This is a genomic window from Pseudomonas sp. FG6 (assembly GCF_057809015.1).
On sequence record NZ_JBMDJD010000023.1, the window covers coordinates 64,220 to 89,401 of the forward strand.

24 protein-coding genes are annotated in these 25,182 nt (G+C 60.9%); 14 read left to right on the forward strand and 10 right to left on the reverse strand.

The annotated features are described in order from the left end of the window. Positions 1 to 169 precede the first annotated feature (169 nt). A complete protein-coding gene (locus tag ACODSJ_RS16345) occupies positions 170 to 1,375 on the forward strand; it encodes an MFS transporter (RefSeq protein ID WP_489102709.1) in 1,206 nt (401 codons plus the stop codon). A gap of 58 nt (positions 1,376 to 1,433) precedes the next feature. On the opposite strand, the gene ACODSJ_RS16350 is transcribed toward ACODSJ_RS16345, so the two are convergent. The 4 genes from ACODSJ_RS16350 to ACODSJ_RS16365 form a co-directional block, all read right to left on the reverse strand. After that, entirely contained in the window at positions 1,434 to 1,625 is a 192-nt protein-coding gene (locus ACODSJ_RS16350) for a PLDc N-terminal domain-containing protein (RefSeq protein ID WP_489102710.1), read from the reverse strand. 71 nt (positions 1,626 to 1,696) lie between these two features. Beyond that, the gene (locus ACODSJ_RS16355) at positions 1,697 to 2,227 is read right to left on the reverse strand and encodes a hypothetical protein (protein ID WP_489102711.1); all 531 of its coding nucleotides are present in this window, start codon (positions 2,225 to 2,227) and stop codon (positions 1,697 to 1,699) included. Between the two features lie 179 nt (positions 2,228 to 2,406). Continuing rightward, on the reverse strand, positions 2,407 to 2,925 hold the full coding sequence (locus tag ACODSJ_RS16360; RefSeq protein WP_489102712.1) for an ankyrin repeat domain-containing protein: 519 nt from the start codon (positions 2,923 to 2,925) through the stop codon (positions 2,407 to 2,409). A 97-nt stretch (positions 2,926 to 3,022) separates the two neighbouring features. Then, a complete protein-coding gene (locus tag ACODSJ_RS16365) occupies positions 3,023 to 4,849 on the reverse strand; it encodes a long-chain-acyl-CoA synthetase (RefSeq protein WP_489102713.1) in 1,827 nt (608 codons plus the stop codon). Between the two features lie 526 nt (positions 4,850 to 5,375). Here ACODSJ_RS16365 and ACODSJ_RS16370 point away from each other — a divergent pair. Continuing rightward, positions 5,376 to 5,654 carry a DUF3509 domain-containing protein gene (locus ACODSJ_RS16370; protein WP_260961688.1) on the forward strand — a complete coding sequence of 93 codons (279 nt, stop codon included), beginning with the start codon at positions 5,376 to 5,378 and terminating at the stop codon, positions 5,652 to 5,654. 109 nt (positions 5,655 to 5,763) lie between these two features. Here ACODSJ_RS16370 and ACODSJ_RS16375 read toward each other — a convergent pair whose 3' ends face one another. Genes ACODSJ_RS16375 through aroC form a run of 3 tightly spaced genes read right to left on the reverse strand, consistent with a single transcriptional unit; the run spans position 5,764 to position 8,608 of the window. Then, the gene (locus ACODSJ_RS16375; RefSeq protein ID WP_489102714.1) at positions 5,764 to 6,303 is read right to left on the reverse strand and encodes a 1,2-dihydroxy-3-keto-5-methylthiopentene dioxygenase; all 540 of its coding nucleotides are present in this window, start codon (positions 6,301 to 6,303) and stop codon (positions 5,764 to 5,766) included. A 33-nt stretch (positions 6,304 to 6,336) separates the two neighbouring features. Beyond that, positions 6,337 to 7,482: an MFS transporter gene (locus tag ACODSJ_RS16380; RefSeq protein ID WP_489102738.1), complete on the reverse strand. Its 1,146-nt coding sequence runs from the start codon at positions 7,480 to 7,482 to the stop codon at positions 6,337 to 6,339. 34 nt (positions 7,483 to 7,516) lie between these two features. Next, positions 7,517 to 8,608, reverse strand: coding sequence for a chorismate synthase (gene aroC / locus ACODSJ_RS16385; protein WP_489102715.1), 1,092 nt, complete (start codon positions 8,606 to 8,608; stop codon positions 7,517 to 7,519). Positions 8,609 to 8,736: 128 nt separating this feature from the next. Between aroC and ACODSJ_RS16390 the strand changes: the two genes are divergently transcribed. Then, entirely contained in the window at positions 8,737 to 9,702 is a 966-nt protein-coding gene (locus ACODSJ_RS16390; RefSeq protein ID WP_489102716.1) for an alpha/beta hydrolase, read from the forward strand. Between the two features lie 97 nt (positions 9,703 to 9,799). Next, positions 9,800 to 10,588, forward strand: coding sequence for a hypothetical protein (locus ACODSJ_RS16395; RefSeq protein ID WP_489102717.1), 789 nt, complete (start codon positions 9,800 to 9,802; stop codon positions 10,586 to 10,588). 158 nt (positions 10,589 to 10,746) lie between these two features. Here ACODSJ_RS16395 and prmB read toward each other — a convergent pair whose 3' ends face one another. After that, positions 10,747 to 11,655 carry a 50S ribosomal protein L3 N(5)-glutamine methyltransferase gene (gene prmB / locus ACODSJ_RS16400; protein ID WP_489102718.1) on the reverse strand — a complete coding sequence of 303 codons (909 nt, stop codon included), beginning with the start codon at positions 11,653 to 11,655 and terminating at the stop codon, positions 10,747 to 10,749. 253 nt (positions 11,656 to 11,908) lie between these two features. Between prmB and ACODSJ_RS16405 the strand changes: the two genes are divergently transcribed. From ACODSJ_RS16405 to ACODSJ_RS16425, 5 genes are all read left to right on the forward strand, one after another. Then, positions 11,909 to 12,499, forward strand: a complete 591-nt coding sequence (locus ACODSJ_RS16405) for a cysteine hydrolase family protein (protein WP_489102719.1) — start codon at positions 11,909 to 11,911, stop codon at positions 12,497 to 12,499. 120 nt (positions 12,500 to 12,619) lie between these two features. Next, positions 12,620 to 12,940, forward strand: coding sequence for a hypothetical protein (locus tag ACODSJ_RS16410; protein ID WP_489102720.1), 321 nt, complete (start codon positions 12,620 to 12,622; stop codon positions 12,938 to 12,940). A 76-nt stretch (positions 12,941 to 13,016) separates the two neighbouring features. Further along, entirely contained in the window at positions 13,017 to 13,574 is a 558-nt protein-coding gene (locus ACODSJ_RS16415; protein WP_489102721.1) for a Smr/MutS family protein, read from the forward strand. Positions 13,575 to 13,649: 75 nt separating this feature from the next. After that, the gene (gene folE / locus ACODSJ_RS16420) at positions 13,650 to 14,195 is read left to right on the forward strand and encodes a GTP cyclohydrolase I FolE (RefSeq protein ID WP_123328321.1); all 546 of its coding nucleotides are present in this window, start codon (positions 13,650 to 13,652) and stop codon (positions 14,193 to 14,195) included. Between the two features lie 103 nt (positions 14,196 to 14,298). Beyond that, positions 14,299 to 14,670 (forward strand): glutathione S-transferase N-terminal domain-containing protein, encoded by a 372-nt coding sequence (locus ACODSJ_RS16425; RefSeq protein ID WP_489102722.1) that lies wholly within the window; start codon positions 14,299 to 14,301, stop codon positions 14,668 to 14,670. A 153-nt stretch (positions 14,671 to 14,823) separates the two neighbouring features. Here the strand turns inward: ACODSJ_RS16425 and ACODSJ_RS16430 are convergent, their stop codons facing one another. Then, positions 14,824 to 15,990 (reverse strand): aminotransferase-like domain-containing protein, encoded by a 1,167-nt coding sequence (locus ACODSJ_RS16430; protein ID WP_489102723.1) that lies wholly within the window; start codon positions 15,988 to 15,990, stop codon positions 14,824 to 14,826. 82 nt (positions 15,991 to 16,072) lie between these two features. Between ACODSJ_RS16430 and ACODSJ_RS16435 the strand changes: the two genes are divergently transcribed. From ACODSJ_RS16435 to ACODSJ_RS16455, 5 genes are all read left to right on the forward strand, one after another. Beyond that, entirely contained in the window at positions 16,073 to 16,519 is a 447-nt protein-coding gene (locus ACODSJ_RS16435) for a MarR family winged helix-turn-helix transcriptional regulator (RefSeq protein WP_489102724.1), read from the forward strand. A gap of 331 nt (positions 16,520 to 16,850) precedes the next feature. Next, a complete protein-coding gene (locus ACODSJ_RS16440) occupies positions 16,851 to 18,200 on the forward strand; it encodes an NCS2 family permease (RefSeq protein WP_489102725.1) in 1,350 nt (449 codons plus the stop codon). A gap of 51 nt (positions 18,201 to 18,251) precedes the next feature. Further along, a complete protein-coding gene (locus ACODSJ_RS16445) occupies positions 18,252 to 18,881 on the forward strand; it encodes a LysE family translocator (protein ID WP_489102726.1) in 630 nt (209 codons plus the stop codon). 138 nt (positions 18,882 to 19,019) lie between these two features. Then, a complete protein-coding gene (locus ACODSJ_RS16450; protein WP_489102727.1) occupies positions 19,020 to 22,763 on the forward strand; it encodes a calcium-binding protein in 3,744 nt (1,247 codons plus the stop codon). 504 nt (positions 22,764 to 23,267) lie between these two features. Then, positions 23,268 to 24,494, forward strand: coding sequence for a hypothetical protein (locus ACODSJ_RS16455; RefSeq protein WP_489102728.1), 1,227 nt, complete (start codon positions 23,268 to 23,270; stop codon positions 24,492 to 24,494). Between the two features lie 253 nt (positions 24,495 to 24,747). Here ACODSJ_RS16455 and uraH read toward each other — a convergent pair whose 3' ends face one another. Further along, positions 24,748 to 25,101 carry a hydroxyisourate hydrolase gene (gene uraH, locus ACODSJ_RS16460; RefSeq protein WP_489102729.1) on the reverse strand — a complete coding sequence of 118 codons (354 nt, stop codon included), beginning with the start codon at positions 25,099 to 25,101 and terminating at the stop codon, positions 24,748 to 24,750. Between the last annotated feature and the right edge of the window lie 81 nt (positions 25,102 to 25,182).

The following is a 25,182-nucleotide window of genomic DNA, read 5'->3' on the forward strand; positions in this document are numbered from 1 at the left end:
TACGCAGCCCAGCGGGAGCAAGCTCCCTCGCCACAAGAGCATTCTCATATTTCCTATGGCGGTGCCTACCATTAACGGCAGGCATGACAGCTATCAACCACAAAGCCTGTCGTCCCCCCTGTGAACACTTTAGCCTCTCGCCATCTTTCCATTCCCTGACGAGATCGCCATGAGTGCCCATCCCTCCACCGTGCCCGCCGGTGCCAGCCTGACCCGCGGCATGGTCCTGCTCTTCGCCTTCTGCTGCGGCGCCATCGTCGCCAACATCTACTACGCCCAACCGATCATCGAACTGATCGCGCCCGACGTCGGCCTGAGCAGTACCCTGGCCAGCCTGATCGTCTCCCTGACCCAGATCGGCTACGCATTGGGCCTGTTTTTCCTGGTGCCGCTGGGCGACTTGCTGGAAAACCGCCGCCTGATGATCCTCACCACCGTGGTGGCGATTGCCAGCCTGCTGGGCGCGGCGGTTACCGATCAACCGAACGTCTTCCTGCTGGTTTCGCTGCTGGTGGGCTTCAGCTCGGTGTCGGTGCAAGTGCTGATTCCCCTCGCCGCCCACCTGACGCCGGAAGCGTCCCGTGGCCGGGTCGTGGGGAGCATCATGGGTGGCCTGTTGCTGGGGATCCTGCTGGCACGGCCGATTTCCAGCGTGGTGGCCGATCACTTCGGCTGGCGGGCGATGTTCATGATCGCCGCAGCCCTGATGGCGGCGATCAGCATCGTGCTCGCGCTCACCGTGCCCAAACGCCAACCCGACCACAGCGCCTCCTACGGGCAACTGCTCGGCTCCCTCGGCACCTTGCTGCGCCAGCAGCCGCTGTTGCGCCAACGCGCCTTTTACCAGGCCTGCCTGTTCGCCACGTTCAGCCTGTTCTGGACCGCCGTACCGCTGGAGCTGTCGCGTAACCACGGCCTGTCGCAGACGGAAATCGCCCTGTTCGCCCTGGTCGGCGCCATCGGTGCTATCGCGGCGCCCATCGCCGGTCGCCTGGCGGACGCCGGTCACACCCGCAACGCTTCACTGCTGGCGATGCTGTTCGCCGGCCTGAGCTTCCTGCCAGCGTTCATCCATCCGCTCTACAGCGTGATTGGCCTGGCCGTGACCGGCGTACTCCTGGATTTCTGCGTGCAGATGAACATGGTGCTGGGCCAGCGCACGATCTATGCCCTGGATGCGAAAAGCCGCAGTCGCCTGAATGCGCTGTACATGACAAGCATCTTCATCGGTGGCGCGTTCGGTTCGTCGATTGCCAGCGCGGTGTACGAGCACGGCGGCTGGTTGTGGGTGGTGATCGTCGGCAGCGCCTTCCCGCTGTTGGCCTTGCTGCGCTTCTTGAGCGTTTCGCAGAAGCCGTCCCTGGCGACGGCTTGAACCCCTAGACAAAAAGATGCCCGATCGATCACAGCGACCGGGCATTGTTCAGGTACGGTCAGACCCGCACATCGCCACGCGGCCCCGCAATGGCCCAGATGATCAGGCCCAGCACCGGCAACAGCAGGATCAGCAGCACCCAGAGGATTTTCATCCCGACTTCCGCGCCGCTCTTGAGTACATTGATGATCGCCCAGATATCGAGCGCCAGGATAATCAGGCCGATCAGGCCATTGAACGTGGAACCCATGGTGTCGCTCCCAAGTGGTGACATGCACACTTAGGATAGCGGCGCCGCAGCCAGGGTTCCGTTTTATTGCGTCAGACGTGCACCGCGACCTTCAGGGCTTCCAGGGCCGGCGCGGCCGCAATGCCGACTTCGGCACACAGCGCCAGCACACGCGGCACGTCATTGCCGTACACCAGCACCATTTGCAGCTCATCGTCGAGCAACTGACTGATGTTCATCAGCGTGTAGCCACCGTTTTCCTGGTTCAGGCTGCTCATCTGGATCTGGATGCGGTTGAGCGCAGTCAGCGCTTCGGTCTTGGCCAGTTGCTTGGGCTTGAGATTGAACACCACCCCGGGGCCGAATGAAGCAACGATCTGCTCGAACAGCGCGACGTAGATGTCAGCCTGGAACAGCACGGTGTCCGGCAGGCTGCCGACCACCACCCACTCGCCCAGCGGAATCGGGAAGGTGTCGTCGTAGTTGATGTCCGGGTTGGCCGCCAGGAAAGCCGCCGGATCGGCATAGGCCTGGGCCGCTTCGTCAGCGATCCGCTCGATGTCGGCATCGCCGAGGCAGCCGGAGCTGATTTTGCCGATGAGTTCGATGAGGGCGGCTTTCATGGGGTGAATCCTGTGGGGTGTCTTCAAGGGGCGCGCAGGATAGCGCATTCGTATGTGGATTAGGATTGTGTGGCAAACGAGCATTGTGTGGGAGCAAGGCTTGCCCGCGATGAAAGTAACGCGGTCTCTCAGGAAACCGTGGTGCCTGTATCGCGAGCAAGCTTTGCTCCCACAGCCGTTTATGCCAACAACTTCTCCAACTGTGCCGCCGTATCCACCGCCCCCATGGTCTTGGCCGCGTCCAGTGCCGAGACGCCGTTGGCGTCCTTGACCCGCGGGTCGGCGCCCTTGCTGATCAGGTAATCGACGATCTCTACCCGGTTGAACATCGCCGCCATCATCAGCGCGGTGCGGCCATCGAAGGAGGCACCCTCCACTTGCGCACCACCGTCCACCAGCGCCGCGACCACGGCCAGATCGCCCTTGAACGCGGCACCGGCAATCGGGCTCTGGCCGTTGTCGTTGCGGATTTCCGGATCGGCCTGATGTTCGAGCAACACTTTCACCGTCTCCACATGCCCGTAGTAGGCCGCCAGCATCAGCAAGGTGTCGCCCTTGTGATTGCGCAGGTTGGGCGGCAGGCCTTTGTTCAGCAGGGCAGCCATCATCGCCGCATCCCCTTGGCGGGCGACATCGAACACCTGTTCGGCGAATTGCGCCGCTTCTTCGGGGGTCATCTGGCGGCTGGTATCGGACATGGGAAACTCCATTGAGGGTCGTTCGCAAAGTCGCTAGTTTCCCGAGCGGCTCGCCAACTGTCATGCCATTTTTTCCCTGTACCGGTCATAGCCAGAATCAATAGCGGTAGTGCCCACCCTGGATCTGCCGCGCCAGGTGCCGGTCCACCCGCTGGTAAGTGGCCGTGCCGGGCAGCCAGGCATAGACCGGCTCGCCGCCCGTGATGCAAGGGTCGAATGCTTCGGCCTTGAGCCGGGTCTTGCGGTACTTGAAGGTGCCGGTGGTGTCCATTTTCACTTTGATGCGCAAGAACAGCGGCACCGCATAACCGGGCAACCTGTCTTGCAGAAACTGCAACAGCTCACTGAAATCCAGGGTGGCCAGGGATTCGGACGGTGTGATCGCCGCCATGCCGGCGCGACCGTTGGTGCCGCTGACCTCGACGCCGTAGGCCACTGCCTCGGCGACCTGCGGATGTTGCAACAGCACGTTCTCGACGTGCGTGGTGGAAACGTTCTCGCCTTTCCAGCGGTAGGTGTCACCCAGGCGATCGACGAACTGCCCGTGGCCAAAACCGATGTTGCGCAACAAGTCGCCGGTGTTGAAGTAGAGGTCTCCCGGCACGAAGACATCCCGATAGATGGTTTTCTCGGCCTGATCCGGATCGGTGTAACCGTCCAGCGGCGCCTTGTCGTCGATCCGCGCCAACAGCAACCCCGGCTGGCCGCGGGGGACTTTCTGCATGCGGCCATGCAGGTTGCGCAACGGCGTGCCGCTGTCCTGGTCGTACTGCACCAGCACCCAGGCCGCCAGCGAGAAGCCGACGGTGTTGTCGAAGTTCAGCACATTGGTAAAGCCGATGTTGCCGTCGCTGGCCGCGTACAGCTCACAGACGTGATCGACGCCAAAGCGGGTCTTGAAGGCCGACCAGGCATCGGGGCGCAGGCCATTGCCGATCATCTTTCTCACCCCATGCTGCCGGTCTGCGGCGCTGGCAGGTTGATCGACCAGATAGCGACACAACTCACCGACATAACCCAGCGTGGTCGCCCGGTAGCGGCGAACGTCGCCCCAGAACTGGCTGGCACTGAAGCTGCGCCGGATGGCAAAGCCCGAGGCACCCCAAATGGCCGCGCCCCAGCACACGCACAAGCCCGTGGCGTGGTACAGGGGCAAGGTGCAATACAGGACATCGTCGGGCTGCATGTCCAGGGCGATCAAACCGAAACTGGTGGACGTGCGCATCCAGCGCCCATGACGAAAAATCCCGGCCTTGGGCAGGCCGGTCGTGCCTGAGGTATAGAGATAAAAACAAGGGTCGTTGCAGAACACCTGGCGGCTGCACGCCGGGTTGGCGCCCGAGTAATCCTCGCAGCCTTCCATCAGGTCGATGTAGCCGGACGGCACGGCGGTGCTGCCCTCGTCCGCCACCCACCAGGTGCGCTCGACCGCCAAGGCGGTGCGCGCGCGCACGTCGTCGAATACCGCGCTCCGCTCGTCCCCCACCACCACGGCAACAGGCACGACCAGGGCCAGGCTGTGCACCAGTGCATCACCCGTTTGCGCGGCATTGACCATGGCGCTGACCGCACCGATCTTCGCCAGTGCCAGGACAGTGATCAGCAGTTGCGGGCGGTTCTCGAGGATGATCGCGACGCAATCGCCCTTACCGAGGCCTTGTGCGAGCAGGTAATGGGCGATCCGGTTGGCTCGCTCGTTGACCTGTGCATAACTCCACACCGTATCGCCGCACAGCAATGCCGGCCCATCGGGGTTGCGTTGCGTGGCCTGCTCGAAACACCAGCCCAGGCCACAGGGTTGGGTCGGATCCTGGACATTGGCAAGCTTCCTACCCTTGGCGATCCGGGGAACGGCCCTGGCGAGGGCTGGCAGCTTGCGCAGCATCATGCCCCAGGTAATGGCGTCGCTGGGTGTACGACTCATGGAGGGTCTTCCGATCTGACCTAGGCTCTGTACGAAAAGCCTTGATACTCGTTCATGCTGCGTTGAAAACAGCCTCGTGCGCGAGTCCGATCGCAATGCTCATGTACTTCAGTACAGTCGAGCGCGACCCCGGGCGTTCCTCGGCTGTTTTCGCCTTGCCTGACCTTCGTCTCAAGACTGTTCGTACAGAGCCTAGTGGGTCTTGGTTCTGGTAATCACTGAAGGTGCCTGCGGCTCGAAATTACGCCAGCGGTTGCGACGCTGTACATGCGGTTTTTGCAATGTTTTGTATCCACCACCCGGAACAGGCGAAGCGTGAGCGCAGGAAAGCGATTTGGTTCCAAAAATGATCGCCGGACCTCGCAAAATGCAGGGTGCACGATGGCCATTCATGCAAGTTGCACGATACGAAAAACCCCGTCAAAACCTAACTCGTTGTTTTAAAAAGAATTATCCAAGGATCCAATACTGGCATAGACACTGCACCTACTCCTCCACGGTTTGCCACACCAAGGAGCAGTCAACGATGAATATGATTCAGGAAAAGTTCGCCTCGCTGTTTTCCAACTACGAAGTGACCACACAACCCCGCCCGGATGGCGGCATTCTGCTGACCTTGCGCAACAGCGAAGGCAAGTTGTTCAAGCGCACGATTTCCTACGCCCAACTGCATGCAGGGGACCAGTTGTCCTGGGCGATCAGTGCGATCCGTCGTGACCTGGCCGAACAGGCCAGCGAGTTGCCGCAGATCACGCTGCTACAGAGCCAGCATCGTTTTGCGTTGCCGACTTATCACAGCGCTTGAGCCTGCTGGGTAAGGTCAATGCTGTTTTGACTGAGGAAACGGCGCTTCGGGATGGGAGGCGCCGTTTTTTGGGGGGGGATCTTTTTGGGGTGGCTATCGGTTACCGCAATCAATCCTCCAACCGCGAAAAACGCCCGGCAATGTCGTCCCCGGTCAACACCGCCCCCTGCGAACCACCGGCCATCCGAACAGCAACGCAATGCGGACGCTCCCCCAGGTCAAACCAATGCGGCGTCCCCGCCGGCACCGTTATCAGATCATTCCTTTCGCACAACACCGCATAGACATAATCATCAATGTGCAAGCTGAACAAACCACGCCCGGCGACAAACAGTCGTACTTCGTCGTGACCATGGCTGTACTCCTCGAGAGGCCCGGCCTGTTGTTCGGTTTCCGGCGCGTCATCACCGTTGACCCTCAAGACCTCGACCGTGACGTAACCGCACTCGGTCATCAAGGCATCGATCCGGGCCTGGTAGGCCGCGATGATGTCCGCCTCGCTGGCGCCTGGCTGGATCCTGGTCGTCGCTTCCCACCGCTCGAAGCGCACGCCTCTTTCGGCCAGGGTCGTGGCAATGTCTTCGAAATGGGTCAGCACCTTGTTCGGGATGTCGGGGCTTGAGACGTGGTAGACGGACAGGCTGCTCATGGCAATGGCTCCAACAAATTAGGATGTGACGGCTCAGGGCCGGTCTTCCGGCATACGGGTGGCAATGATAACGGCTGCGGCAAAAGCGGCGAGGCTGGCAAGGGCGAATGTCCAGGCAGCGCCGAGGGCATTCCAGCTGTAGCCCGAATACAACGCGCCCAAGGCGCCGCCGGTGCCGGCGAGTGCCGCGTACAACGCCTGGCCCTGGCCTTGCTGACGAGGACCGAAGCTGCGCTGTACGAAATGGATGGCGGCGGCATGGAAGCTGCCGAACGTCGCCGCATGCAACACCTGGGCAAACAGCAGCACCCAGAGAAATTCCGCCAGTGAACCCAGCAGCAACCAGCGCAAGGCGGCCAGCAGGAAACTCGCCAGCAGTACCCGGCGCACGGAAAACCGCGCCAGGATCCGGCTCATCAACAGAAACACCAGCACCTCTGCCACCACGCCGACCGCCCACAGCAGGCCGATCAAGCCGCGACTGTAGCCCAGGTGTTCCAGGTGCAGGGTCAGAAAGGTGTAATACGGTCCATGGCTCACCTGCATCAAGCCCACGCACGTGTAGAACGCCAGCACGCCGGGGTTGCGCAATTGCCGCAGGAAACCCTCCCCCGCCACGCTCGGCCCGTGCACTGGCTGGGCGTTGGGTACCCAGAAACTGGCAAGCACGATGCCGGCCATGATCACCACCAGCGCCACCGGGTAAATGTCCAGGCTCAGCCATTCGAACAACCGGCCCAACCCGACCACGGTGATGATGAAACCGATGGAGCCCCACAAGCGGATCTGGCTGTAGCGCGAGGCCTGCCCGCTCAAGTGAGCCAGGGTTATGACTTCGAACTGCGGCAGCACGGCGTGCCAGAAAAAAGCGTGCAAGGCCATGACCAGCGCCAGCCAGGCGTAGCTCTTGTCGACAAAGATCAGGGAGAAGGCCAGCAGCGTGCAGATCGCGCCAAAACGTACGATCGCCAGGCGCCGGCCGGTGTAATCCCCCAGCCAGCCCCAGATGTTCGGCGCCACGCAACGCATCAGCATGGGGATCGCCACCAGCTCGCCAATGCGCGCCGCGTTGAACCCCAGGTGATCGAAATACAACGCCAGGAACGGCGCCGTCGAACCGAGCAAGGCGAAGTAGAACAGATAGAAGCTGGAGAGCCGCCAGTACGGCAGTGCCGCCATGGTCGTCAGGCCACGGCGGTCGGCAGGCCAGCCATCAAAGCTGGCCCAGCACCGGGGTGTCGACGCGCACGTCGGCATTCTGGCCGCGATGGCGCAACAGGTGATCCATCAACACGATCGCCATCATGGCCTCGGCGATCGGTGTGGCACGAATGCCCACGCACGGGTCGTGACGGCCCTTGGTGATCACGTCCACGGGGTTACCGTGGACGTCGATCGAACGACCCGGTGTGGTAATGCTCGACGTCGGTTTCAACGCCAGGTGCGCGACGATCGGCTGACCCGAGGAAATGCCGCCGAGGATGCCGCCGGCATTGTTGCTGAGGAAACCTTGCGGAGTCAGTTCGTCGCGGTGCTCGGTGCCACGCTGGGCAACACAGGCGAAACCGGCGCCGATCTCCACGCCCTTCACGGCGTTGATGCTCATCAGCGCGTGGGCCAGTTCGGCGTCGAGGCGGTCGAAGATCGGCTCGCCAAGGCCCGGCATCACGCCTTCGGCCACCACGGTGATCTTCGCGCCGACCGAATCCTGGTCCCGGCGCAGTTGGTCCATGTAGGCCTCGAGTTCCGGCACCTTGTCGGGATCAGGGCTGAAGAACGCGTTCTGCTCCACCGAGTCCCAGGTCTTGAACGGGATTTCAATCGGGCCCAGCTGGCTCATGTAGCCCCGAATCACGATGCCCTGGCTGGCCAGGTACTTCTTGGCAATCGCCCCGGCCGCCACGCGCATCGCGGTTTCGCGTGCCGAACTGCGACCGCCGCCGCGGTAGTCGCGCTCGCCGTATTTGTGGTGGTAGGTGTAGTCGGCATGGGCCGGGCGGAACAGGTCCTTGATGGCCGAGTAGTCCTTGGACTTCTGGTCGGTGTTGCGAATCAGCAGGCCGATGGCGCAGCCGGTGGTGCGACCTTCGAACACGCCCGAGAGGATTTCGACTTCATCGGCTTCCTGGCGCTGGGTGGTATGGCGGCTGGTGCCGGGTTTGCGGCGGTCCAGGTCACGTTGCAGATCGTCCAGGGAAATCTCCAGGCCCGGCGGGCAGCCGTCGACAATGGCGACCAACGCCGGGCCATGGCTTTCGCCCGCGGTGGTGACGGTGAACAGCTTGCCGTAGGTATTGCCGGACATGCAGGGTGCTCCGTGAAATCGCTGAGATTCGTAATGGGCGCCAGTATACGCAGGCTCCCCGAGTAGTTCATCCTCGAACCTTATCGGCGGCGACCAGTCCAACCGCCATCTTCGCAACTAATGGCACCATGATGTTAAGAGCGTTTGCCTTAAGCCTTATCCTGTTCGCGGGCCTGCTTCCCGGCCTGGCCCAGGCCACCGTCCTGCAACGGCCCATCAGCCTCGACACGGGCAGCGGTGAGCTTTTCGGTTCGCTGTTGCTGCCCAAGTCCGACACGCCGGTGCCGGTTGTCCTGATCATTTCCGGGTCCGGTCCTACGGATCGTGACGGCAACAACCCCGAGGGCGGGCGCAACGACAGCCTCAAGCGCCTGGCCTGGGTCCTGGCCAGGCACAACATTGCCAGCGTGCGTTATGACAAGCGCGGCGTAGCCGCCAGCCTCGCGGCCACCCCGGACGAACGCAACCTCAGCGTCGAAGCCTACGTGGCCGATGCCGTGGCCTGGAGCCGCAAGCTGGCCGCCGACCCTCGACTGGGCCCGTTGATCCTGCTGGGCCACAGCGAAGGTGCGTTGATCGCCAGCCTCGCGGCGCCCCAGGCCAACGCGGCCGCGGTGATTTCGCTGTCTGGCAGCGCCCGGCCAATCGACCAGGTACTGCGCCAGCAACTGAGCAATCGCCTGCCACCGCCGCTGATGTTGCGCAGCAATGAGCTGCTCGACAGCCTCAAGGCCGGTCGAGTCGACCCGGATGTCCCTGCGCAGTTGCACGTCATCTTCCGTCCCAGCGTGCAGCCGTACCTGATCTCGCTGTTCCGCCAGGACCCGGCCCAGGCTTTCGCGGCGTTGAAGATGCCGGCCCTGATCATCCAGGGCAGCCATGACATCCAGGTCAGCGTCGACGATGCCAGGCAGTTGAAGGCCGCCAAGCCCGACGCCGTGCTGGCGCTGATCGAGGGCATGAACCATGTGATGCGCATCGTGCCCAACGACCTCAAGCGACAGCTGGCCTCCTATCAGGATCCCAACCTGCCCCTGGCCGCCGAGCTCGGTACACAAATTCTGCGCTTTATTGACTCGATCGCTGCTCGTTAAGCGGTTTTAGCTCCAGTCCTGGCAAAAACGGCCGATAAACCGAGTGTCGGACAGCGCGATGGCTGCCGACCCGCCGGCCTGACAGGACTTTGCCGTTATGACTGACACTGAAACTTCACCCGACACCGCTGCCGAAACAGCCGCCCCAGCCGCGGCGGAGTTGCCTTGGGCAGACGTGCAGGCTGAACATCACAAGATGCTCCGGCTGGCGCCGCTCAAGACCGACCGGACCACGGGTGCGCGGCCCCTGCGGTTCGTCGAATTCAACTATGTCGAGCGCCACAGCAAGGAACGCAGCCTGTTGCGCATGAGCATCCAGTTGCCGGGCCAGCGGGTGCGCAAGGAACAGAATCACCTGGACGTCTGGGCCGACCACGTCGAGAAACGCCTGTTTTTTTCACCGGACAGCCTGCAAATCGAACCGCTGAACCGCGGCATCGGACGCTTCCTCGCGGCCCAGGGCATCACCTGGGCGAAGAAACGCTGGTCGTCCTACCGGGTCGACGGCGCGGACCTGAACAACAAGGACGCGCTGAACGAAGACACTCGTCTGCGCCGCGACCGTTTCCTCAAGGCCCACGGCTTCGAGGTGGTCTACGCCGACGCCCAGCACCTCAAGGGCAGCGTCAAGCAAACCCAGGTCGGTGACCTGACCGGTGACTGGAACACCGAGAAGCTGCAGTTCGTGGAAATCCTCGAAGCCGCGCAGATGCTGCAGCAAGCCGAGCAGAACCTGGCGGAACAGGAGGTCAAGCTCAAGCAGCAGGAAGAGAAGGTCAACAAGTTCAAGCGCGAAGACACCGGCCTGCGCTTCACCATCACCTGCCTGGTGGCGTTTGCCATGTTCCAGGCGGGGTTGCTGATCTGGATTGCGACGCGGCATTGATTGCAGAATGCTTGGCTTGCCCCCCCGTGGCGAGGGAGCTTGCTCCCGCTCGGCTGCGAAGCAGTCGTAAATCTCAAGCCTTTAAAAGCGGGGGCTGCTTCGCAACCCAGCGGGAGCAAGCTCCCTCGCCACAGAAACGGTCACATCCGTAACGAGGATCAAACCCGCGAAGCAAATAACGCCTGATGCTCGCGGCACTGTTCGGCGCTGAGCATGAACACGCCGTGCCCGCCGCGTTCGAAGTCCAGCCAGGCGAAATCGACTTCCGGGTAAAGCGCCTCGACGTGGACCTGGCTGTTGCCCACTTCGACAATCAACAGGCCTTTTTCGGTCAGGTGATCGGCCGCTTCGGCCAGCATCCGGCGCACCAGGTTCAAGCCGTCGTCGCCACAGGCCAGCCCCAGTTCCGGTTCGTGCTGATACTCGGCCGGCATGTCGGCGAAATCTTCCGCGTCGACGTAGGGCGGGTTCGACACGATCAGGTCGAAACGCTGCCCCGGCAGCCCTTCGAAACCATCGCCCTGGACCGTGAACACCCGCTCATCGACGCCGTGGCGCTCGATGTTCTGGTTGGCCACTTCCAGCGCTTCGAACGACAGGTCGGCCAGTACCACTTCGGCCTCCGGGAATTCAAAGGCACAGGCGATCCCGATGCAGCCGGAACCGGTGCACAGGTCGAGAATCCGCGCCGGCTCCTGGCCAAACCACGGTTCAAAACGCTTTTCGATCAGCTCACCAATGGGCGAGCGCGGAATGAGCACGCGCTCATCGACGATGAACGACATCCCGCAGAACCAGGCCTCACCCAGCAAGTAGGCGGCCGGGATACGTTCGGCGATACGCCGACGCAACAGGCGCTGCACATGGACCAATTCTTCGTCTTCGAGACGGCAATCCAGATAGCTGTCGGCGATTTCCCACGGCAGGTGCAACGCCCCCAACACCAGTTGACGGGCTTCATCCCACGCATTGTCAGTGCCATGGCCGAAAAACAGATCCTCCCCATGGAAACGGCTGACGGCCCAACGGATATGGTCGCGCAGGGTGCGAAGGCGGGAAGTGATCACGGCGGTAACTCCTGGAAAATCGACGGGCGAGTCTACCAGCCAAACACGCCCCTACCCAAACGCGCGCCGAATACGAACGAAAAACACCACGGCATCCGTAGGAATTGTCCATTTTTTCCGCAACCCATTGAACAAGACAGGCATCTTGACAAGGCTGTAGGCCAGCAACGACGGCCCTTGCAGTGGAAGCGATTCACAGAACCGCTCAGCCAGAGGAGAATGTCGCAAAAGCCCCACCCGAAGGAGCCCCAGAATGTCCGTTCCAAAAACGATGTTTCAACTCAGCGGTCGTGGTTACGCGGCGGCCAACCTGAGTCAAGCGACCCTGATCATCATCGACGCCCAGAAAGAGTACCTCGCCGGCCCCGTGGCCCTGAGCGGCATGGACGCAGCGGTCGCGAACATCAAGCAATTGCTCGGCGCGGCCCGTGCCGCCGGCCGGCCGATCGTTCACGTACGCCACCTGGGCACCCACGGCGGGCTGTTCGATCCACAGGGCGAACGTGGGGAATTCATTCCAGGTCTCGAACCCCAGGGTGACGAGGCGGTCATCGGCAAGACCCTGCCCAGTGCTTTCCATGGCACCGAACTGAAAAAACGCCTGGAAGAATTCGGCCCCCTGGACCTGATCGTCTGCGGGTTCATGAGCCACTCCAGCGTCAGCACCACCGTGCGCGCCGCCAAGAACCTGGGCTTTCGCTGCACCCTGGTGGAAGACGCCTGCGCCACCCGCGACCTGCCGCACAAGGGCGGTGTGTTGAGCGCTGAACACGTGCACCAGGCCGAAATGGCGATCATGGCGGACAACTTCGCCACCCTGGCCCTGACCCGCGATTTCGTCTGATCCTTCCTCGATGAGCGGCCAGTTTCGCCGCTCATCCGCAAAAACCTCTCATTTGCTAACCTCAGGAACAACCCGAACATCTTCCGGTCGAAGGGCCGATACCCATTGAGGAAGGTCGGAATGAAGTTATCCGATGGTTTTGACGCACGTCGCCTGCGGCCCAAGGGCCCGAGCAACTGGCGATTTCGTTTCGGTGCCGCGGTCGCGGCGCTCCTGGCAACGCTGGGTGTCCTGCTGGCCATGGCCGGTGCCGCCAGCCTGCTGGGCCGCCCGCCCGCGCTGGGCGAGTTGAACGCCACCCCACTGGGTTCGGCGATCATCCTGGCGGTCGGTCTTCTCGTTCTGTTGCTGGGTGTCTGGCTCTGGCGCCGTTGCCGCCGCCGCGCCCGCCAATCCCTGGAGCTGGCCATGGCTCCGCACCTGATGAAAAAGCACGACTGAAAGCGCCATCCGACGTTTTTGTCGCGCCAGATCCCACCACAGTTGGGTAAACTGGCCGACCTTCGCGGAGGCTGACATGCAAGACGATGACTTTTCCCTGTTCAAGAGTGCGATCCAGGGCGTAAAACCGATCAAACATGATCGCGCCGAGACCGGCAAACCCAAGGCCGATCGCGCACAGATCGCCAAGCTGCGGCAGGCCGCCACCGTGCGCACCGAAGCCACGACCGTGGACGGTTTGTCCGATCAGTTCGTGATCGACGTAGGACCGGAAGACGAGTTGATGTGGGCGCGCGACGGCGTCCAGGACAGCCAGATACGCAAGCTCAAGGCTGGCCAGATCCCCTTCGAAGGCAGCCTCGACCTGCACGGCATGAACGTCGAAAAAGCTCGGGAAACCCTCTGGGCCTTCCTGGCCGAAGCCACCCGGTTCGAAATCCGCTGCGTACGCGTCACCCACGGCAAAGCCGTGCGACTGGATGGCAAGCGCCCGATGATCAAGAGCCACGTCAACACCTGGCTGCGCCAGCACCCGCAAGTGCTGGGCTTCACCTCCTGCCAGGCAAAACATGGCGGCGCCGGGGCCGTCTACGTCATGCTCAAGCGCACCATGATGGAAGGTCGCGACGAGTAGCTCGATTACCGAGCTTGCAGCGCCGTGTCCGCCACCGTACCCTTGCCCTTTGCGTAAAATCCCACAGGTAGTTTCATGTCTCTGGAACAGAATTACACCGCGATTCTCGGCCAACTGGGCGAGGACGTCACCCGCGAGGGCCTGCTCGACACGCCCAAGCGCGCTGCCAAGGCCATGCAGTACCTCTGCCGCGGTTATGAACAGACCCTGGAAGAAGTCACCAACGGTGCCTTGTTCAGCTCCGACAACAGCGAGATGGTGCTGGTCAAGGACATCGAGTTGTACTCGCTGTGCGAGCATCACCTGCTGCCTTTCATCGGCAAGGCTCACGTAGCCTACATCCCGAGTGGCAAGGTGCTGGGGCTGTCGAAGGTCGCGCGCATCGTCGACATGTATGCCCGTCGACTGCAGATCCAGGAAAACCTCAGCCGCCAGATCGCCGATGCGGTCCAGCAGGTGACTGGCGCCTTGGGTGTGGCGGTGGTGATCGAGGCCAAGCACATGTGCATGATGATGCGCGGTGTGGAAAAGCAGAATTCTTCGATGATCACCTCGGTGATGTTGGGCGAATTCCGGGAAAACGCCGCTACTCGCAGCGAATTCCTCAGCCTCATCAAGTAACCTGGGGCACGAAGAAAACCGGCATCGATCGCCGGTTTTTTTTCGCCTGCGAAAAATCAGGTAAGCTGCGCGCCCTCTTCTTTCCTGCCGCGAGGCTTATCCCGTGATCGTCAAAGCGCTTCGAATTGGCCTGGGCCAGCTCATTATCTTCATCGACTTCATCACTCGCCCCGGCAAGAAACAACGCCCGGCCGAGGCCCAGGCGCAAGTCGAGCAAGCCGCCCGCAACCTGACGCTGTACCAGTTCCACGCCTGCCCGTTCTGTGTGAAAACCCGCCGCACCCTGCGCCGCCTCAACGTACCGGTGGCCCTGCGCGACGCGAAGAACAACGAACAGGACCGCCAAACGCTGCTGGAGCAAGGCGGCAGGATCAAGGTGCCGTGCCTGCGTATCGAAGAGAATGGCCAGACCACTTGGATGTATGAGTCCAAGGTGATCATTGATTACCTGGATAAGCGGTTTGCAACAGCCTGAAGCTTTTGCGGCGAGTGTGCGGGCCTCTTCGCGAGCAAGCCCGCTCCCACAAAGAGAGCTGTGGATAACTGGAATCTTGTGATCGGCCCATCCTCCTGTGGGAGCGGGCTTGCTCGCGAAGAGGCCGGTCCGATCACCGCAAAACTCAAATTTTCAAGCCGCTTTCACCGCCAACGCCTCCCGCACCACCTCCGCCAATCGCTTGAGGCCTTCATCCAGCCGCGCCGGATCAATGTGGCTGAAGTTCAAGCGCAAGTGCCCCAGGTGCTTGTCCGGCTCGGGAAAGAACGGCTCCCCCGGCATGAACGCCACGTCGGCCGCCAGCGCAGCGGCGAGCAAGGTGCGGGTGTCGAGCGGTTGCTTGAGGGTCAGCCAGAAAAACAACCCGCCCTGGGGCATGTTCCAGTCCGCGATGTCGGCAAAATGCTTGTGCAGCGCCGCCTGGAACCGGTCGCGACGCTCGCGGTAGAAATCCCTCAAATCACTCAAGTGGCTACGGTACTGCTCGGTGCCGATCCATTGCAGCGCCTGCCATTGGCCGATGCGGTTGGTGTGCAGGTCTGCTGACTGCTTGAGCCGCAGCAGGTGCGGGAACAGATCCGGACTGGCGATCAGATAGCCCACCCGCAGCCCTGGCAACAAGGTTTTCGACACTGTACCGGTGTAGATCCAACGGGTCTTCTTCAAGCGACTGACGATCGGTGTGGCGCTGCCCTCGTCAAACGTCAGCTCGCGGTAGGGTTCGTCCTCGATCAGGGTGACGCCAAATTCATCCAGCAGTGCCGCTACGGCATCGCGCTTGGCCTCGCTGTAGCGCACCGCCGACGGATTCTGGAACGTCGGGATCAAGTAGATGAACGCCGGCCGATGGCGCTCCAGCCGGGCACGCAACTGCTGCAAATCCGGGCCGTCGGCCTCCAGTGGCACGGTGATGCAATCAGCGCCGAACAGCTGGAAGATCTGCAGGGCCGCCAGGTACGTCGGTGCTTCCAACATGATTTCGGTGCCAACGTCGATGTACAGCTTCGCCGCCAGGTCGAGGGTTTGCTGGGAGCCGCTGACCACCAGCACCTGACTCGCCTCGCAGGCCAGGCCCAACGACCGCGCCTGCGCAGCCAAGGCTTCGCGCAAGGCCGGTTCACCTTCGCTCATACCGTATTGGCCCATGGACACGGGCATGGCGTCCCATTCCACTTTCGGCAACATGGCCTCGGCCGGCAAGCCTCCTGCGAACGACATCACTTCAGGGCGCTGGGCTGCTGCAAGGATTTCTCGGATCAGAGAACTTTTGAGGCGCGAGACACGTTCGGAAAAAGCCATGGAGGTCACCTGTAGCGGGGAACGGGAGGAATGAGTCAAACTGGTTGACCGAAATTACGCCGACCTCTATGGATACGTCAACATGCTTGACCTTAAAAACCCGACTTCCCAACAAATGGCCATGGAAGCGTTTTTCTTCGGTTACCAGGCGTTCACCGCCAAGGCCGATGAAATGCTCGAGCGCCGCGGGTTGAGCCGGGTGCACCAGCGCATCGTTTTTTTCATCGCCCGCTACCCGTCATTGAGCGTAAAGGAGCTGCTGGCATTGCTCGGGGTGAGCAAGCAGGCGCTGAACATGCCGTTGCGGCAACTGATGGAAATGCACCTGGTGAACAGCGTCGCGTCCGAGACCGACAAACGTAAGCGACTGCTGGAGCTGACCGCCGAGGGTCAGCGCTTTGAGCAGGCACTGCGGCGCGAGCAGGTGAAATTGCTCGAGCGGGTGTTTGCCGAGGCTGGGGAAGAGGCGGTGAATGGGTGGTTGGCGGTGAACCTGGGGTTGGGTAAGGGTCAGGCGGCTGTCGACTGAGTGTCCTCTGCAAGCGGTGTATTGCCCGGTCTATTGCCATCGCGGGCAAGCCTTGCTCCCACAGAGGGTCTCAGCTCACACCCGCTGTGGGAGCAAGGCTTGCTCGCGATAGCGCCCTCGAGGTCGATATATCCCTATCGCCAGACTTTTCGTCGACAACACAAAAAACATTATTTGCTTTATTTGTATACAAAAGCATAATTCGCTTCGTGCGAGTTCCTGACCAGCAAGTCAACAAACCTCGCCAGCCTTACCTGCCTCAGCGTATCGCCGCCCTCCTCCAGGGTAGTGGTGCTGGAAATAACAATAAGACTCTTGAGGAGTACTCGCTGTGGAAAGCCGCAAACCCGAAGCCCAGACGCTCGACCTCTCGCCGCCCCTGCGCAATGGCTGGCTGGAGCGCATCTTCAAACTCAGCGTGCATGGCACCACGGTGAAGACCGAGCTGATTGCCGGCCTGACGACCTTCATCACCATGGCCTACATCATCTTCGTCAACCCCAACATCATGGCCGACGCCGGCATCGATCATGGCGCCGCCTTCGTCGCCACCTGCATCGCCGCCGCCCTCGGTTGCCTGTTGATGGGCCTGTATGCCAACTGGCCAGTGGGCCTGGCGCCGGGCATGGGCCTGAACGCGTTTTTCACCTACACCGTGGTCGGCACCATGGGCTACCACTGGGAAACCGCGTTGGGCGCGGTGTTCATTTCCGGTGTGCTGTTCATGGTCCTGACCCTGTCGCGGGTGCGCGAGTGGCTGCTCAACAGCATCCCGGTCAGCCTGCGGTTCGCCATGGGCGCGGGGGTCGGGTTGTTCCTCGGGCTGATCGGCCTGAAAACCGCCGGGATCATCGTCGACAGCCCCGCGACCCTGATCAGGCTCGGCTCGTTGCGTGAGCCCGGCCCGCTGCTGGCCGCCGTGTGCTTCCTGATGATCGCCGTGCTCAGTTATCACCGAGTCTTCGGCGCGATCCTGATCAGCATCATCGCCGTGACCCTGGCCGGCTGGGGCCTGGGGTTGGTGCACTACAACGGAGTGATGTCGACGCCACCGAGCCTGGCCCCGACCTGGATGGCCATGGACGTGGCCGGTGTGTTCAACGTCAGCATGATCAGCGTGGTGTTGGCCTTCCTGTTCGTGCACATGTTCGACACCGCCGGCACTCTGATGGGCGTTGCCCAGCGCGCCGGCCTGGTGAAAGCCGATGGCAAGATCGAGAACCTGTCCCGTGCCTTGAAAGCCGACAGCGCCTCCAGCGTGTTCGGCGCCATGGTCGGCGTGCCACCGGTGACCAGCTACGTGGAAAGTGCCGCCGGTGTTGCAGCGGGCGGGCGCACGGGGCTTACGGCCGTGACCGTCGGTGTGTTATTTATTGCCGCGATGTTCTTCGCACCGCTGGCGGGGATGATTCCGGCCTATGCCACGGCAGGCGCCTTGATCTACGTCGCCATGCTGATGATGGGCGGCATGGCCCACATCGAATGGGACGAGGCGACCGACAGCATCCCGGCCATCGTCACAGCTATCATGATGCCGCTGACTTTTTCAGTCGCCGATGGCATCGCATTGGGTTTCATTACCTACGTGGTGCTCAAGGCCTGCACCGGTAAACGCAAGGACATTTCCGTCAGCCTGTGGGTGCTCTGTGGGATCTTCATCGCCAAGTTCATCTTCTTGTAAGCGACACCTATCCACCCGCCTCACCCCATCGGTACATCAGGAGCAAACGCAATGAATCTGGAAACCTGGCTGTTATTCAGTGGCGCCGCGCTGGTGGTGATCCTCATTCCCGGCCCGCTGTCATTGTTGATGATCGGCAACAGCCTGAACTATGGCCTGCGCCGCTCCTATCCAGCGTTCCTCGGCGGGGTGATCGCCTCGATTTGCCTGCTGAGCGCTTCGGCGCTGGGGTTGGGAGCGCTGTTGCTGGCGTCGGAACAGCTGTTCAGCGCGCTGAAAGTTGTCGGTGGGCTGTACTTGTTCTACCTGGCCTGGCAGAGCTGGCAGCAATCGCGCCGGCCCTCCCAGGGCGCCGAAGTGCCCGAGGCCGTCGCCGTTCCTCGTTTCCGTGTCCTGTTTGGCCGGGCGTTCGTGCTGGGTGCAAGCAACCCGAAAGACATCCTGTTCTTCGCCGCGTTCCTGCCGCAGTTCCTGAGCGCCGAACAAGCGTTCCTACCGCAACTGTTGATCATGATCGCCACCTGGACCGTCCTCGACCTGCTGTGCAAGCTGGCCTACGGCCTCGGCGCCCATGGCGCGGCGCGGTATTTGCGTACGGGTAAAGGCCAGAGCTGGTTCAACCGGGTCAGTGCCGGGCTGTTCGGGGGTGCAGGGACGGCTTCCTTGATTTCCATCCATTGAATCCCTGGCTTTGCGAAATGGCCTCATCCTTTCACTTGGGGCTTTCGCAAAACATAGCAACAACCCATCGATATACACCTCTGCGGCAAACCTCTTACATATAGGGCCATTCATCATCGTTGAACAAGGACGTTCACAATGGCCAAGGTTTTCCAGCCCGGCTCAGCACCTGAGGAGCGTACCGTAGTCATTACGGATCTGGGCTTGCGTACCAATGAACACACAGTCGAAACACTCGATTTCAAGACGCAGCACAGGGCGCCACCGAGCCTGGAACACAAGCAACGACGGGCCCAACTTGAAGTCGTCGACAAACTCTACGGCCCCCTCTCCATCGGTTCAGTGACCGTTACCCGCTCTGCCCTCGATGCGCTGGGGGCAACGGCCGATGGGCAGCCGCTCAACGCCGACAATACTTTTTTCCGCCGCTCCAATCGTTTTTTCGTGGACTCGCTACAGTTCAACGCGAGCGATATCCAAACACGCCTGGAACTGACCACCGATGCAAACGATTACCGGCTGCCAACGTTACTGTTTGAAATGGCCAGCCAGCGCTCTCCCTCCGCGCGCCCCTTGTTGAGGGAAGATCCTGAAGCAGCGGAGCCCGCCAGCTATCGAAGCCCCCTTGAAAAGCTGCTTCTATCTGCTCAAAAGCTCGACATCCACGGGCTTACCCACCAAGCACTCACCCATCAAGCATTCAGTTGGATCAGCGCAGCCAAGAGCAATGTCCTCATCCCCACCGGGATTGGCCTTCAGGCCTTCGGCATCTACAGTGGCCTGCGCGGCCTGCAAGACGCCATCCGCAACAAGGACGCCTATCAGACCCTTTTCAATGGCAGCAGCGTCGCTGCCGAGTTCGCCTCAATCGGTGTCGAAGCGGCCGTGACCCGGCAAGCCACCCATATGATCAGGGCCGGCCAACGCTCCCTTGGGGATTTCGCCAAGACGACATTCGCCACACGACTGGCTCGGGGGAGTGCCCTGATTGCCAGCGTGCTCACCCTGCCTTTCGATATCATCGCCGCCGTCGACTCTTTCAAGGCCGCCGGCCAGGCCAGCGGCAAAGAAGCCACCGACCATTACGTCAGCGCTGCCTTGAGCGTCACTAGCGCCGCCATGACCGTGACCATCGGCTTGGCAGCGCTGGCAGGGTTTGGCTCAGCCGGCCCTGTGGGACTGGCCGCGGGGCTTATCCTGGTGGTGGGATCACAAGTCTGGGGGGCAATTCGTCAAGTCGATGAAATCGACGACTACATCGAACTCACCGTGCACGAGCGCCTGCGCACCGGTTGGTTCGCCTTCTGGGGGATCGACGCTGACCGGGCTATCCAGGATCGCTACATCATCGCCAAGGCCAGCGCCGAACATGCCAAGCTGCTGCAAGCCAATGCCCGTAACCTGCTCAAAGGCCCCTTGAAAGACAGCACGGAGGCGATCGTGAACGGCACATTCACCGTGGCGCTCGAATCGGTGACGTACAACACTTGGAATTGGTGGACGGGCGAAAGATACCAGGTGACGACAGTACGCCCCAGAATCAAGGACAGCGACGACCGGATCGATGCGCGCAACGGCGTCAGCGCCGAGACACCCGGTGCAGTCATTGAAACGTCGGGGGAACACAAGGACATCCATTGGTATATCGGCGGGGGCAATGACACGGTCACAGGCGTCGAAAACAAGCCAAACGTCTTCCACTACGGCGCCGGAGTCAAACAACTGACTGGAGGCAAGAAGGATGACGTCTTTGTCTTCGAGGGCTCGGCACAACCCCTCGGTGAAAACCACCCCCTTGCAGCGAACAACCTGGTGGGGGGCTTGGGCAATGACACACTCATCTTATCGGGCCGTACCCGCGACAATCAGGCACCGCGACTGGGTTATCACGTCGACCTGGACGCCGGGCACGTGTTCATCATTACCCAGGCAAGTCATGGCAAAGAAAGCGGACGTTATCACCATGCGGTCCTTGAAAGCATTGAGAGCATAGAAATTCCGGAGGGCGGAGCCAACGTCATCAAGGGCACGTCCGGCTCGAACATCATCAAATCCCGCGGCAACGACGCCATCGACGCCGGTGCAGGCGATGACCGGATCTTCATCCTCAATGGCAATAACCGCAACGCAGACGGCGGGCCTGGCAATGACGTCTACGCCATCGCCCATAAACCGGGTTGTGTCTCCATCACCGAAGACGGCACCGGCAACAGCGTCATTGCACTGGACTGGCGAGCCGACCTGATCGAAAGCTGGCGAATCGAAGAGCATCATCTGGTCGTGACGTCAGGCTTTGATGCCAATGACCGGGAACTGCGCAAAGTCACCATCAGAAATGTCTACGCGCAGGGCGATTACCCAAAGGCCTTGCAAAACAATCGACTGACGTTCATTACCCGGGATGGCTACCACCTGGCACCCGAGCTGCCTGACACGATCGAACACAGCGGCCCGCTCGATATAGAAACCGCGGTGATGCAGCCAGGAACACCACGACTCCCATTCATCCTGAATGATCGAAGCGAGTGGCAGATCGCCCACGACCAGGACACGAGTTGTTTTGTTTCACGCCTCAATGAACTCACCACACTTAACGTCAAGCGCAAGAGCACGTTTTCCACCGCACTTTATCTGGACTATGCAGGTGCCGAGCTGACACGTATCGAAGCTCAATACAGCGCCTACGCCACCCAGCAAGAAGGGAAGGACACCACACAATATGGTGCATGTGGCCTGACGCTACACTTCGGTACGCACCAAGTGGTCTTGAGTAACCTGGCCAGTTCCGATGAACGCTACAGCGCCAAAGACCCCAAGACAGATCGGCGCGCATTGTCTGCCTTGGTTCCCCATCATACGGTCACTCTCATCTTGAATGATGGATCGTCTTATCGCCTGGTCCCTCCTTCGCCCCACTATGGGTTGTTATTGGACAAGACATTCATAAACAAGAATCCGGTGAAGTGGGCAACTGAGATTGCACTGCCACTCACGCCGATAAAAAAGAAATACCGTTTTCTATACCCCCTGGACAAGAAACCTTATTCCATGGGGCGTTGGGCAACGTGCGCCATGCTCACATCCCTCACGGAACAGACAGGGATTGAAGTGCTGATGGGTGAAGGCGCCCGCTATCTCGTTCACCTGAGCCCGAACATGACGCTGCGCCTGTCCACGCCAGGTGCACTGGCGCGCGCCAATCCCCGGTTACCCCATGCCTCCGAGTGGGAGCTGGATGCCACGCAGCTGGGTCAAGTCGGCATCGAATTGTCCTCCAACCTGCTGCGCATTGGCGCGACCGTGATCCATCTTCCCGTCCATGAGGCTGACGACCTGGTCGATCAGATACGCGTCATCACTGCGCAAGGCGTCGTCCATGCAGTCGATAGCCTGTTCGAGCGGGTTTATGTGGAAGCACTGGATGGCCGGTATTTCTCCCCAATCGCCGATCCCGGCGCAGCATGGCCCGGCGAACTCTCCAACCTGACACGCCAAGAACTGAAAGTGCTTCACGTGGCCCTCAAGGACGGGACGCCCGGCCACTTGAGTTACAACCTCAAAACCCGCGAGTGGATCCTTGATAGCGATAAGTCTCGGGTCATCAAGACGGTGGATCTTAAAAAGACCAGCCTGTGCGCGCACCACCTCAATATTTATCAGCAGTTGGCTCGTGAAGGCTTGAAACAAACGCCACCGCTGAATGATGAGGCCCTTCGTTTGTTGCGCGTTAAATGCCTGGAACTGGTGGAACGCTTCACGCCGGAAAACTCACTGGTATTGGCGCAAGCGATATCGCTGAATGCAGCCTTCGGCATAAGGTTCGCTCGACTGGGGGAGATCCTCTCATTGGGTGAAGCCGCTGCCAAACATGCCTCGCCTTGACACCCCTCCGACGTCTTCCAAGACGCTATACATATGTAGTGCACCCACCCATTGAGTTCGCGCGAACATCTTTCGAGCCCTTGGCCTGTCGATACGACAGGCCATCAGCTTCATGGCTTCTTTCAAACTCCAGAGCGCAATTCAATGAGTCCAAAACGAAACACCCGGCCCAATCTTCCAAAGTCGCCCCCCGATACTCCCCCTGGTCGTCGCGATCCGACACTGGAGGCGTTGCCCGGATATCCCATGCCCGGGGAAGGATCCGATCAGGGCTCCTTCTCACTACCCGGACGGCAAGCCGAAGCCCCTGAATCCCACCCCCCAACCGTCCAGATAGCCGAAATCGCATCGCAGCCAACCGTCAGGGAAGCGCCGCACTCGGTATCGCTGGACAATTATTACCTTTCACCCGAGCTGGTCCCGCTGCTATCGGAGCCAGACGCAGCCTCCGGGATCCGAACGTTCAGGACACGCACTTATGTCGAGCTTTCAGAGGGAGGGACGGTGCTGCTCGGACGCGACGCCGACCAACATTACAGGGCCCGGTCCGGCACTGAGCTCGTCGCCTCCGGCCCTCGCCTGGAGCAAGTGGAAGGCAGCCACCTGTGGCGTCGGATTCCACACCACGACGTGACGCTCAGCAGCGATTCCAATCCTGCCTCTACGCCTCCCAGGCTCACGGATGATGAGTTGTCACAAGAGGTAGCAGCCAAGCGTCCGCGCCCGTCGACCACGCAAAGCGCAGAGACACCAAGCACCCTGGCGTTCGGGAAGGACTGGGGACTCGATCCGCGATTCACCCTGGCGCAATTCGTCACCCTGGACAATGTCCACTACAAGGTGGTGACAAGCCTCAATGCCCGTGAATCCCCGATCATCTACATTCAGTCGCCCGCCCACCCCGTTTATGACTTCGATCTGCTGGAGGCCATTCTCAGACACACCCCCGACGAACAACCTCGCAGCGCGATACAAGTTCCGCCGGATAACCATTGGGTCATCGATGCCAGGCTGCCTTTCGAGAAACCCCTGACGGCCTATGCCAGGGATGTTTTTCCAGAGGTCACGACCGTCACCCTGGAAAACATTGCAAGAAAGCAGTTCGAGCTCGCCAATAACTTACCGTTTGCTGAAGCGGCGGGTTTGACCGCACTCCGGCAGATTTTCCACAGCTGGAAAAACGCGACGCCATCGCCGCACCCGCAATGGTCCGATCCGTTATTGATGCTTGCAACACTTGAGACCTCTCCATCCAGCCGAGGCAGTGCCCGCTCGATCGCCCTGCCCCTCCCTTCCTCGACAGGAGCACTGGATCGACTGGACTTCGATCCCCTACGCTTCCAGCAGCAGTGGAATCACTTCGTGTCGACCTACACACCTGTGGATTTCAAACGATTCATGGCGGGCCTTCTGACACGCAATGGCTATACCGTGATGGAGCCGAGCTCTTACAGCAGCTTTCCAGCACTGGTATTCCAACGGGCGGGGCATGATTCTGTATTTTTCCTGAGCCTGCACCGAACCAGAATTCCGAAGATTTCCCTGCCGGGGTACACCGATCCCAATGTCGCCGGAGTCCTGCTGGAAAACCAGGTCGGCGAAGCCGCGGCGAAAGTCGTCAGGGATGCCCACCGTGCCAACAAGATGATCTGGCTCAAAGGTGGTACAGAAATTCGCCCAGGCATTGCAGACACGGTTTTTATCATCCGCGACGACAGTTCCAGGCTGTAGGTACGCGACATAAAAAAAGCCCGCAGTGTGGGCGGGCAAAAACCAGAGAAGCTGTATGCGCAGTCGCTTCCAGGGACAAGGCAGCTGCTTGGGCTGTGTACGAAATTGTTTGAAACGCAGGTTAGGCAAGGCAAAAACCGGCGAGGAACGGCCGGGGTCGCGCCCGACTTGACTGGTTGTCAATGAGCATTCCGAGCCGGTTTTTAACGCTGCATAACCAAGTTTCAAGCGATTTCGTACATAGCCTAGGGGATCAACTGCCTCGATAGGTCGAATAGGCGTAGGGCGAAATCAACAGGGGCACGTGGTAGTGCTCCTGCTCGGCCGAGATGCCGAAGCGCAACACCACCACATCCAGGAACGCCGGTTCGGGTAACTGGACGCCGCGGGCGCGGTAGTAGTCGCCGGCATGAAATTGCAATTGGTAGACACCCGAACGATAGTCATCGCCTTGCAACAGCGGTGCGTCGCAACGGCCATCGCTGTTGGTCAGCGCACTGGCGACCAATTGCAACTGCGAACCTTCGACGCGATACAGCTCGACCTTTATCGAGCTGCCCGGGCAGCCGTGTGCGGCATCCAAAACGTGAGTAGTCAAACGTCCCATTGATTGTGCGCGCCTCGCTGCAACGCAGTCCGGCCCGACGCCTCCTGAATCGGTTGAAAGACAAGCCGCACCGCTCCAGGG